The sequence below is a fragment of the Enterobacter chinensis genome, assembly GCF_034008295.1.
GTDB lineage: Bacteria > Pseudomonadota > Gammaproteobacteria > Enterobacterales > Enterobacteriaceae > Enterobacter > Enterobacter chinensis.
In genome coordinates, this window is sequence record NZ_JARDVI010000009.1 from 68904 (window position 1) to 80220 (window position 11317).

At 54.6% G+C, this 11317-nt stretch carries 13 protein-coding genes; 11 read left to right on the top strand and 2 right to left on the bottom strand.

Annotation, left to right across the window (positions count from 1 at the left end; genetic code table 11):
• Positions 1-120: 120 nt before the first annotated feature.
• On the top strand, positions 121-330 hold the full coding sequence (locus PYW49_RS21970; RefSeq protein WP_014830284.1) for a CsbD family protein: 210 nt from the start codon (positions 121-123) through the stop codon (positions 328-330).
• A gap of 67 nt (positions 331-397) precedes the next feature.
• Here PYW49_RS21970 and zur read toward each other — a convergent pair whose 3' ends face one another.
• Complete coding sequence (gene zur / locus PYW49_RS21975; RefSeq protein WP_134347318.1) at positions 398-910, bottom strand: zinc uptake transcriptional repressor Zur; 513 nt, start codon at positions 908-910, stop codon at positions 398-400.
• A 115-nt stretch (positions 911-1025) separates the two neighbouring features.
• Here zur and PYW49_RS21980 point away from each other — a divergent pair, with 115 nt between their 5' ends.
• From PYW49_RS21980 to pspG, 4 genes are all read left to right on the top strand, one after another.
• Positions 1026-1514 (top strand): cupin domain-containing protein, encoded by a 489-nt coding sequence (locus PYW49_RS21980; protein ID WP_134347317.1) that lies wholly within the window; start codon positions 1026-1028, stop codon positions 1512-1514.
• A gap of 172 nt (positions 1515-1686) precedes the next feature.
• Positions 1687-2997 carry a conjugal transfer protein TraF gene (locus PYW49_RS21985; RefSeq protein ID WP_320387503.1) on the top strand — a complete coding sequence of 437 codons (1311 nt, stop codon included), beginning with the start codon at positions 1687-1689 and terminating at the stop codon, positions 2995-2997.
• Between the two features lie 82 nt (positions 2998-3079).
• Entirely contained in the window at positions 3080-4075 is a 996-nt protein-coding gene (dusA, locus tag PYW49_RS21990; RefSeq protein WP_320387505.1) for a tRNA dihydrouridine(20/20a) synthase DusA, read from the top strand.
• Positions 4076-4211: 136 nt separating this feature from the next.
• The gene (pspG, locus tag PYW49_RS21995; protein ID WP_023310044.1) at positions 4212-4454 is read left to right on the top strand and encodes an envelope stress response protein PspG; all 243 of its coding nucleotides are present in this window, start codon (positions 4212-4214) and stop codon (positions 4452-4454) included.
• 183 nt (positions 4455-4637) lie between these two features.
• Here the strand turns inward: pspG and PYW49_RS22000 are convergent, their stop codons facing one another.
• Positions 4638-5621: a quinone oxidoreductase gene (locus PYW49_RS22000; protein ID WP_320387506.1), complete on the bottom strand. Its 984-nt coding sequence runs from the start codon at positions 5619-5621 to the stop codon at positions 4638-4640.
• A gap of 66 nt (positions 5622-5687) precedes the next feature.
• Here PYW49_RS22000 and dnaB point away from each other — a divergent pair, with 66 nt between their 5' ends.
• From dnaB to PYW49_RS22030, 6 genes are all read left to right on the top strand, one after another.
• A complete protein-coding gene (dnaB, locus tag PYW49_RS22005) occupies positions 5688-7100 on the top strand; it encodes a replicative DNA helicase (RefSeq protein WP_023310046.1) in 1413 nt (470 codons plus the stop codon).
• A gap of 16 nt (positions 7101-7116) precedes the next feature.
• A complete protein-coding gene (gene alr, locus PYW49_RS22010; RefSeq protein ID WP_320387507.1) occupies positions 7117-8196 on the top strand; it encodes an alanine racemase in 1080 nt (359 codons plus the stop codon).
• Positions 8197-8315: 119 nt separating this feature from the next.
• Positions 8316-9509 carry an aromatic amino acid transaminase gene (tyrB, locus tag PYW49_RS22015; protein WP_134347312.1) on the top strand — a complete coding sequence of 398 codons (1194 nt, stop codon included), beginning with the start codon at positions 8316-8318 and terminating at the stop codon, positions 9507-9509.
• A gap of 205 nt (positions 9510-9714) precedes the next feature.
• Positions 9715-10428: an acid phosphatase AphA gene (gene aphA, locus PYW49_RS22020; protein WP_134347311.1), complete on the top strand. Its 714-nt coding sequence runs from the start codon at positions 9715-9717 to the stop codon at positions 10426-10428.
• Between the two features lie 113 nt (positions 10429-10541).
• Positions 10542-10958 carry a secondary thiamine-phosphate synthase enzyme YjbQ gene (locus PYW49_RS22025; protein ID WP_320387508.1) on the top strand — a complete coding sequence of 139 codons (417 nt, stop codon included), beginning with the start codon at positions 10542-10544 and terminating at the stop codon, positions 10956-10958.
• Positions 10959-10960: 2 nt separating this feature from the next.
• Complete coding sequence (locus tag PYW49_RS22030; RefSeq protein ID WP_134347309.1) at positions 10961-11314, top strand: MmcQ/YjbR family DNA-binding protein; 354 nt, start codon at positions 10961-10963, stop codon at positions 11312-11314.
• Positions 11315-11317: the final 3 nt, after the last annotated feature.

Consider the following 11317-nt stretch of genomic DNA (forward strand, 5'->3'; position numbering starts at 1 on the left):
CGGTTAAAGATTCCGAATATGAAACCAACTGCCGAATCCTTAACTACAATAATCATTACGTCCAGCAGAAAAGAACGTAACGGACGTTACGACCCGACGCTTAACTAAGAGGACACGATGATGAATAAAGACGAAATCGGCGGCAACTGGAAGCAGTTCAAAGGTAAAGCGAAAGAACAGTGGGGTAAGCTGACTGATGACGATATGACCGTCATTGAAGGTAAACGCGATCAGCTTGTTGGTAAAATCCAGGAGCGTTACGGCTACGCAAAAGACCAGGCGGAAAAAGAAGTGGGCGACTGGGAAAAACGCAACGACTACCGCTGGTAACCGGGCTATACCCGAAGTACAAGGAAGTACACTCTGAGGCGGCCATGAGCCGCCTTTGCTTTTGCTGCTAACGCGGCTTTTTCTTCACGAGAATAGAGTGGTCGTGCTGACATGCATCCTGATGACGACAGGCTTCCACTTCCACGCACGCTGAGCACAGCCCGTGTGCTTCAATCACGTTATGACGCAGGGCAAAGCCCATTTTAGCGGCCAGCGAATGCATAATGTCTTCCACGCCTTCCGCGCCTTCTTCTTTCACCGCTCCACAGCGATCGCAGATAAACATCGCCGATGTATGCGTAGGCTGATCGAACAGATGGCACAGCACATAGCTGTTTGTGGACTCCACTTTATGCACGAACCCTTGTTCCAGCAGGAAATCCAGCGCGCGATAGACCGTCGGTGGCTTCGCCTGCGGCTCGCTTTCGCGAAGCAGGTCGAGCAGGTCGTAGGCACTGATGGCGCCCTGCTGCAGGCTCATCAGACGTAAGACTTCAAGGCGCTGCGGAGTCAGGCGCACATTGCGTTGCGCGCACAGCTTTTCGGCCTGCGCTAACAGCTCTTTTGTGGACTTATCCATTTAGCACCCCGGATGTTATAGGACGGAAAACCCTCACTTTATCATGTTCTGGTAAAAACACCGAGATCCGCCAGTCTGTGCTATACCTGACCCATCGCAAACCGGGAAATAAACAATGAAAAGACCTGACTGTATTCGGCACTGGCGCGACGTAGAAGGCGCGGATGATTCGACCTATCCAGACAGTGATGAGCTGTTTGCTATCGGTGCACCGCTCGCTCGCAAGCTTGGGCTCGGGCGCATTGGCATCCATCATGAGCGTTTGCCGCCAGGACGCAGAACGTCCTATCCCCATGCGGAAAGCGACGAAGAAGAGTTCATTTACGTGCTTGAAGGCTACCCTGAAGCCTGGATTAATGGCTATTTGTGGAAACTTGAACCGGGCGACAGCGTAGGGTTTCCCGCCGGAACCGGTATCTGCCATACCTTTATCAACAACACGGATGAAGAGGTTCGGTTACTGGTCGTTGGCGAGGCCAACAAGAAGCACAACCGCATCTACTACCCGCTCAACCCCGTGTATGCCGCCACGCGTGAGGATCGCTGGGTCGACCATCCTCCCCAGTTTTTTGGACCGCATGATGGAAAACCTGGGAAAAAATAATTTCCTCTTCTATAAATATTGAGGGCCGTCACAAATTATAACAGGCCGTAAGGGAGTTTTACTTAGGGATAGAAATAGCGGGTCTTTTACTACTTATTCACAGCAATAGTTCGTTCCTGTTTGGGTGATAACAGACAGGGGTTATTTCATAACAGACTATAACGGGCATACTGTGAACAAAAATTGTAAATTTTCGGTGGTGAGTATCGCTGTCTCCTTGTTTATGGCAAATCAGGCGGGAGCAGCCAATACCTGGACAGAATCACGTAGCGACGCAATGGGTGGCACTGGCGTTGCCTCCGGGAGCTATGGCAGTGGGGCGTTAATCAACCCCGCGCTGCTGGCAAAGGCAAAACCGGACGATGATGTGACGGTTATCTTGCCTTCGGTCGGCGCGCAGATCACAGATAAAGACAATCTTCAGGATGAGATTGATAATATCAACGACAAAATTAACCACTATAAAGACGTGGTGGATAATCTTACGCCGATTGAAATCATCACTAATCCGCTGGGTTCTATTAACCAGTTCCAGGGCGCAGCAAAAGATCTTGCCGATGAGCTGGACTATCTCAAGGGCAAAACCGCACGCGCGACGGCAGGGGCTGGCATTGCCGTAAGTATCCCTAACGACGTGCTTTCTGTGGCCTTTATGGCGAAAGGCTATGCCCATGGTCGGGTGAGCTCGTCTATCGATCAACAAGACATTGATTATCTGCGCGGTATACAAAAAAGCGATGCGGTAGCGGCCGGCGTTGCTCTGGACGCTGCGATAAGAGGCACGGATCAAATCACCAAAAACCTCAACTCAACGGCTTCTGGCCGGGCGGCAATTGTATCCGACTACGGCGTTGCTGTTGCTCGTCAGTTCGATCTTGGCGGCATTCCAGTTTCCGTGGGCGTGACGCCAAAACTGCAAAAAACCTGGGTCTATAACTACACCACCTCAATCTACGATTACGACAGTAATAAGTGGAACGACAGCCGCTATCGCACAGACGATACGGGCTTTAACGTTGATGCCGGTATTGCGGCTGATTTCGGCGAAAACTGGACGGTCGGCGTGAGCGGACAAAACCTGATGTCGCGTGATATCGATACCAAAGACATCCGTATTCGCAACGGGCGTACCGGGGAAGTGGTGAGCTATAAAGATACCTATCAGATCCGTCCACTGGTGACCGCCGGTGCCGCCTGGCATAACGATCTGGTGACGCTGACTGCTGATGGCGATCTGACGGAAACCAAAGGCTTCAAGAGCGAAGATACCTCACAGTATGTTGGCGTCGGTGCTGAGGTTACGCCGCTGAGCTGGCTGGCAGTGCGTGCGGGTTATCGCGCGGACGTGAAGGGTAACGACAGCAATGTCTTTACCGGCGGTGTTGGTTTCGCGCCGTTTAGCACCGTTCATGTTGACCTGATGGGGCTGTACGGTGAAGACGAAACCTGGGGCGCAGGGGCTCAGCTGAGCATGACGTTCTAAAGTCCACCGGAGGCGCTGCGCCTCCGGCTTTTCTTTGTGCTATAGTAGCGCCCCTTTTCCACCAGATGCTTAAAACTTCGCCATGTCGTCAGAATTACAGACTGCTTTTCCCGCACACCGTTTTTCCATTGCGCCAATGCTCGACTGGACGGACAGACACTGTCGCTACTTCCTGCGTCAGCTCTCCCGCCATACGCTGCTGTACACCGAAATGGTGACCACGGGCGCAATCATCCACGGAAAGGGAGACTACCTGGCCTATAGCGAAGAAGAGCATCCGGTTGTCCTGCAGTTGGGTGGCAGCGATCCGGCCGCGCTGGCGCAGTGCGCGAAACTGGCAGAAGCGCGCGGCTACGACGAGATCAACCTGAATGTTGGCTGTCCGTCCGATCGCGTGCAAAACGGCATGTTTGGTGCCTGCCTGATGGGGAACGCGCAGCTGGTGGCGGACTGTATCAAGGCGATGCGCGACGTGGTCTCCATTCCGGTGACGGTTAAAACCCGTATCGGCATTGACGACCAGGACAGCTACGAATTCCTGTGCGATTTTATCAATACGGTTTCCGGCAAGGGTGAATGCGAGATGTTTATCATTCACGCGCGTAAAGCCTGGCTTTCTGGCCTGAGCCCGAAAGAGAACCGTGAAATTCCGCCGCTGGACTATCCTCGCGTGTACCAGCTGAAGCGTGATTTCCCGCACCTGACGATGTCGATTAACGGCGGCATCAAGTCGCTGGAAGAGGCCAAAGCGCATCTGGCGCATATGGATGGCGTCATGGTCGGGCGTGAGGCGTATCAGAATCCAGGTATTCTGGCGACGGTCGATCGTGAAATCTTTGGCGTTGAAGGGGCAGACAGCGATCCGGTTGCGGTGGTGAGAGCGATGTATCCGTACATTGAGCGCGAGTTGAGCAACGGTACGTATCTCGGCCATATCACCCGCCATATGCTCGGCCTGTTCCAGGGGATCCCCGGGGCGCGCCAGTGGCGTCGCTATCTAAGCGAGAACGCCCATAAAGCCGGAGCCGATATTGAGGTGCTGGAGCACGCGCTGCGTCTGGTCGCGGATAAACGATAAGTTACGCTAAAAAGTCGTCAAATTCACCACGCCCTGCGAATTCTCGCGGGGCGTTTTTCTTTAATAACAAGATGTTAGCTTTGGCATGGATCTTGTAATGCTTACTGCATTACTCGGGAACTCGTGGGAGAGCATCATGCTGGAACTACTTTTTGTGATTGGCTTCTTTGTCATGCTGTTAGCGACAGGCGTTTCGCTGCTCGGCATTCTGGCGGCTATCGTTGTGGCGACGGTGGTTATGTTTATTGGCGGATTGTTTGCCCTGACGATCAAGCTGCTGCCGTGGTTACTGCTGGCCATTGCGGTGGTGTGGGTGATTCGGGCGATTAAAGCGCCAAAAGTGCCCAGTTATCAGCGCAATAACCGTTTTCGTTACTAAGGTATTGAGGGGTTCGTCACATACTTGTAACTTTTCCGGCAGCGGGGCTTAGAACAGAATAGGATTTACTTATCGAATCTGTCACTATGACTGCCGTTAAAGAATTCATCGAGCTGTACCCTACATACAGCCGAACTAAAAAAAGAAAGGGCTTCCTCAGGGAAGCCCAATTTCTTTTTGGGCTCATGGAATCAACAAGCTCGACCCCTGCGTTGCCCGGCTCTCCAGCACCTCATGCGCGCGCTGCGCATCGGTTAGCGCGTATTTCTGCGCATCAGCCACATCCACTTTAATGACGCCGCTGGCGATCAGCGAGAACAACTCGTTGCTGGCCTCAATCAGTTCTTCCCGGTTGGTGATGTAACCCTGCAGGGAAGGGCGCGTGACGTACAGCGAGCCTTTCTGATTCAGTATGCCGAGATTCACGCCGGTCACGGCGCCAGACGCATTCCCGAAGCTGACCATCAGCCCGCGACGCTGTAGACAGTCCAGCGAAGCTTCCCAGGTGTCTTTCCCTACTGAGTCATACACGACCCGGACTTTTTTGCCGTTGGTGATTTCTTTCAGCCGCTCGACAATGCTCTCTTCACGGTAGTTAATCACCTGCCAGGCTCCCGCCTGCAGCGCGCGCTGCGCTTTTTGCGCACTGCCCACGGTGCCGATCAGTTTCGCGCCCAGCGCTTTTGCCCACTGGCAGGCGATGAGCCCGACACCACCCGCTGCGGCATGAAACAGGAACTGCTCGTCCGGTTTAATTTCATAGGTTTTACGCAGCAGATAGTAAACGGTCAAACCTTTCAGGAACGAGGCTGCGGCCTGCTCAAAAGAGATGGCGTTGGGCAGCAGGGCGGCTTTATCCGCCGGGACGTTGTGGACGGAGCTGTAAGCACCCAGAGCAGATTGCGCATACACCACACGGTCGCCTTCTTTAATATGCTTAACCGCGCTGCCCACGTTGATGACGATACCGGCCGCCTCGGTGCCCAGCCCGCTCGGCATTGACGGAGGCGGGTAGAGGCCGCCGCGAATATAGGTGTCGATGTAGTTTATGCCTATGGCTTTGTTTTCAACCTGCACTTCGTTTTCGCCAGGCGCGGCAGGTGTGAACTCCACCGCTTTCAGTACGTCTGGCCCACCGTGTTTCTGGAATTCAATGCGCGTTGCCATGCTCCCTCCGTCAGAAAAATATGGTAATCTTTCGACCCACTCTTTATCTCGGTAACTCCATTCACTATGGCAGGAAACAAACCCTTCAACAAACAGACTGAACCTCGCGAGCGTGATTTCCAGGTCGCAGGGTTAAAAGTCCCGCCGCACTCGATTGAAGCGGAACAGTCGGTGTTGGGCGGTTTAATGCTGGATAACGAACGCTGGGACGACGTCGCTGAGCGCGTCGTGGCGGAAGATTTCTACACCCGCCCGCACCGCCATATCTTTACCGAAATGGCGCGTCTGCAGGAGTCGGGCAGCCCAATCGACCTGATCACGCTCGCGGAATCGCTGGAACGTCTTGGGCAACTCGACAGCTGCGGTGGATTTGCCTATCTGGCGGAACTGTCAAAAAACACGCCTAGTGCGGCGAACATCAGCGCTTACGCCGACATCGTGCGCGAACGTGCCGTTGTCCGCGAGATGATTTCGGTGGCGAACGAGATCGCTGAAGCCGGGTTCGATCCGCAGGGTCGCACCAGCGAAGATCTGCTCGACCTTGCCGAGTCCCGCGTCTTTAAAATCGCCGAAAGCCGTGCCAATAAAGACGAAGGCCCAAAAAACATCGCCGATGTCCTTGATGCCACCGTTGCCCGTATCGAACAGCTGTTCCAGCAGCCGCACGATGGTGTCACCGGCGTGAATACCGGCTATGACGATTTGAACAAGAAAACCGCTGGCCTGCAGCCGTCGGATTTGATTATCGTCGCCGCGCGTCCGTCGATGGGTAAGACCACTTTTGCGATGAACCTCGTCGAAAACGCGGCGATGTTGCAGGATAAGCCGGTATTAATCTTCAGTCTTGAGATGCCCTCCGAGCAGATCATGATGCGTTCTTTGGCATCGCTGTCGCGCGTGGATCAGACCCGCATTCGTACCGGACAGCTGGACGATGAAGACTGGGCGCGCATCTCCGGTACCATGGGTATTCTGCTGGAAAAACGTAACATCTATATTGATGACTCCTCGGGCCTGACGCCGACGGAGGTTCGTTCCCGCGCGCGTCGTATCGCCCGTGAACACGGCGGTATCGGTCTTATCATGATCGACTACCTTCAGCTGATGCGCGTGCCGTCTCTCTCCGACAACCGTACGCTGGAGATCGCAGAGATTTCCCGCTCGCTCAAGGCGTTAGCCAAAGAACTGCACGTGCCGGTGGTGGCGCTATCGCAGCTCAACCGCTCTCTGGAACAACGTGCCGACAAGCGTCCGGTCAACTCCGACCTGCGTGAATCCGGCTCCATCGAGCAGGATGCCGACTTAATCATGTTTATCTACCGTGATGAGGTTTATCACGAGAACAGCGACCTGAAAGGGATCGCCGAAATTATTATTGGTAAACAACGTAACGGCCCGATCGGGACGGTGCGTCTGACCTTTAACGGACAGTGGTCGCGTTTCGACAACTATGCCGGTCCTCAATACGATGATGAGTAATTTCTAAGGAATTCAAATGCAAGCGGCAACAGTAGTTATCAACCGCCGCGCTCTGCGACACAACCTGCAACGTCTGCGTGAACTGGCACCCGCCAGCAAGCTCGTTGCAGTCGTGAAAGCGAACGCTTACGGACACGGTCTTCTTGAGACCGCGCGAACGCTCCCCGATGCCGACGCTTTTGGCGTCGCCCGTCTTGAAGAAGCTCTCCGCCTGCGCGCGGGGGGGATTACTCAACCCATTCTGCTGCTGGAAGGCTTTTTCGAAGCCACAGATTTGCCGACCATTGCTGACCAGCATCTTCACACGGCGGTGCATAACGAAGAGCAGCTCGCCGCGCTCGAAACCGCCGAGCTGAGCGAGCCGGTAACCGTGTGGATGAAGCTCGATACGGGCATGCACCGTCTGGGCGTGCGTCCGGAAAACGCGGAGGCGTTTTATCAGCGTTTGTGCCAGTGCAAAAACGTGCGCCAGCCGGTGAATATTGTCAGCCACTTTGCCCGCGCCGATGAGCCCGAATGCGGAGAGACCGAGCGGCAGCTGGATATCTTTACTACCTTCTGCGAAGGCAAGCCGGGGATGCGGTCCCTTGCGGCATCCGGCGGTATTTTATTGTGGCCTCAGTCGCACTTCGACTGGGCTCGCCCGGGCATCATTCTTTACGGCGTGTCGCCCCTGGAGAACAATCCCTGGGGACCAGACCTGGGTTTCCAGCCGGTGATGTCCCTTGTTTCTAACCTGATTGCCGTACGTGAACACAAAGCGGGTGAGCCGGTGGGCTACGGTGGCACCTGGACCAGCGAGCGTGATACCCGTCTCGGCGTCGTGGCGATGGGCTATGGCGACGGCTATCCGCGCGCAGCGCCGTCGGGTACGCCGGTTCTGGTCAACGGTCGCGAGGTGCAGATTGTGGGCCGCGTGGCGATGGACATGATTTGCGTCGATCTGGGACCTGAAGCCCAGGATAAGCCCGGCGACGATGTGGTGATGTGGGGCGAGGGTTTGCCTGTTGAACGTATCGCTGAAATTACGAAAGTGAGTGCTTACGAACTTATCACACGCCTGACGTCACGGGTGGCGATGAAGTACATAGATTGAACCGCCAATGAAGTGAGGTCATTCACCTCACTTCAACTTTATTAACATCCTCTCGATCTTCTCCCACTTCCGGTTTATTGTTGAAATTCCTGCCTCATCGAATTCCGGAGATTCATCGCGTGTTTCAGAAAGTTGACGCCTATGCCGGCGACCCTATTCTCTCCTTAATGGAGCGTTTCAAAGAAGATCCTCGCAGCGATAAAGTGAACCTCAGCATCGGTTTGTATTATAACCACGAAGGTTTTATTCCCCAGCTGCAGGCCGTTGCCGAAGCCGAAGCGCGCCTGAACGCCGCTCCACACGGCGCATCGCTCTACCTGCCGATGGAAGGATTAAATACCTACCGCAGCACCATTGCGCCTCTTCTGTTTGGCGCCGATCACCCGGTGCTCGCGCAAAAACGTGTGGCCACCATCCAGACGTTAGGTGGCTCGGGTGCGCTAAAAGTGGGTGCAGACTTCCTGAAGAAATATTTCCCGGATTCGGGCGTGTGGGTCAGCGACCCAACGTGGGAAAACCACGTTGCGATTTTTGAAGGCGCAGGCTTTAAGGTGGGGACCTATCCGTGGTTCGACAGCAAAACCAACGGCGTGCGCGTTGAAGCGCTGCTGGAAAAACTGAATACCCTGCCGGAGCGCAGTATTGTCCTGCTGCATCCGTGCTGCCATAACCCGACCGGTGCGGACCTCACGAATGCCCAATGGGATGCCGTGATTGAGGTTCTGAAGGCGCGTAATCTGATCCCATTCCTCGACATTGCCTATCAGGGCTTTGGCTCGGGTATGGAAGAAGATGCCTACGCGATTCGCGCCGTTGCCAGCGCCGGGCTCCCTGCACTGGTGAGTAACTCTTTCTCTAAAATCTTCTCCCTGTACGGTGAACGCGTCGGGGGGCTGTCCGTGGTGTGTGAGGACGCCGAAGCCGCCAGCCGCGTGCTGGGTCAGCTGAAGGCGACGGTGCGCCGCATCTACTCCAGCCCGCCAAACTTTGGTGCGCAGGTTGTGGCGACCGTGCTCGGTGACGAACAGCTGAAAGCTAACTGGCTTGCGGAAGTGGAGGCCATGCGTAAACGCATCCTGTCCATGCGTCAGGAGCTGGTTAACGTGCTGAAAGAGGCCGTACCGGGACACAACTTCGACTATCTGCTTAAACAGCGCGGCATGTTTAGCTACACCGGCCTAAGCGCTGCTCAGGTCGATCGCCTGCGTGAAGAGTTCGGCGTCTACCTGATTGCCAGCGGACGTATGTGCGTGGCGGGCCTGAATGCCGGTAACGTTCATCGCGTGGCGCAGGCGTTTGCTGCAGTAATGTAAGTGCTCACTTACCAGCCCTCTCCCTGTGGGAGAGGGCATCAGGCCGCACAAGAACGTTGCCCGGTACTTTGTGATCTTCTTCTTTTTATTCAGCCTCATAAGTAAAAACTCCTTCCCTTCATCTTCCGCTGGAGTTATGGTCGGAGAGTTTTTTGACCATTCGCTCAAAATAAAACGATAACAAACTGAATATTCAGGGGAAAATATGCGCAAGATCACACTGGCGCTCAGCGCCGCCTGCTTATTGTTCTCGCTTAACAGTGCTGTCGTCGCGCGTGCTTCCGCACCCACGCCGCTTTATACCGGCACCACCGCCGCGATTCTTGCCGAGCAGGCACCCATTCACTGGGTTTCCGTGGCCCAAATCGAAAACAGCCTGATGGGCCGCCCGCCAATGGCCGTGGGCTTCGACATTGACGATACCGTTCTGTTCTCCAGCCCGGGTTTCTGGCGCGGCAAAAAAATGTATTCGCCCGACAGCGAAGCGTATCTGAAGAACCCGGAATTCTGGGAAAAAATGAATAACGGCTGGGACGAATTCAGCATCCCGAAAGAGGTGGCCCGCGCGCTTATCGCCATGCACGTGAAGCGCGGCGACAGCATTTACTTCGTGACCGGACGCAGTCAGACCAAAACCGAAACCGTCTCTAAAACGCTGCAGGATGATTTCCTGATCCCGGCATCAAGCATGAATCCGGTAATTTTTGCGGGTGATAAAGAAGGGCAAAACACCAAAACCCAGTGGCTGGAAAAGAAAAATATCAAAGTATTCTACGGCGATTCAGATAACGACATCACCGCCGCGCATGACGTAGGGGCCAGAGGGATAAGGGTACTGCGTGCCTCTAACTCGACGTACCGACCGCTCCCAATGGCCGGAAAGTTTGGCGAAGAGGTGATCGTCAGCTCGGAGTATTAAGCACCAGGCAGCGGGTATGATGATTTTTTAATCAAATCTCGCTGCTGCGGGTTTTACCTTTCGTCTTCTTGCTGCACACTTAGAAAGATTCATCTTTCATTACGGAGCAGCACATGTGGTATCAACAAACCCTGACCTTAAGCGCTAAACCACGCGGATTTCACCTGGTGACGGATGACGTCATCGGGCAGATCCGCGACCTGTCGCGGGCCAAAATGGGTTTACTGCATCTGCTTCTTCAGCACACGTCGGCCTCTCTCACGCTTAATGAAAATTGCGATCCCACCGTCCGGTCTGACATGGAGCACCATTTTCTGAAGGCCGTCCCGGACAACGCACCTTATGAGCATGATTATGAGGGCGACGATGACATGCCTTCGCACATCAAATCTTCTCTGCTGGGCGTATCGCTGATGCTGCCGGTACACAATGGGCAGCTATTGTTGGGTACATGGCAGGGGATCTGGCTGGGAGAGCATCGCATTCACGGTGGTTCGCGTAAAATTATCGCCACGCTACAAGGGGAATAAAGATGACAATTTCGGAGCTACTTCAGTACTGCATGAGTAAACCGGGTGCGGAGCAAAGCGTTCATAGCGACTGGAAAGCCACGCAGATTAAAGTGGGGGACGTGCTGTTTGCGATGGTGAAAGAGGTTGAGGGGCGCCCGGCGGCGTCGCTGAAAACCAGTCCGGAACTGGCCGATTTATTGCGCCAGCAGCATGATGATGTAAGACCGAGCAAACATCTTAATAAAGCGCACTGGAGCACTGTTTATCTCGATGGCTCTATTCCAGGCTCACAGATTTACTATCTGGTGGATGCGTCTTATCAGCAGGCGGTTGAGCTACTGCCGGAAACGACCCGACAGCAGCTCTCCGTGTGATAA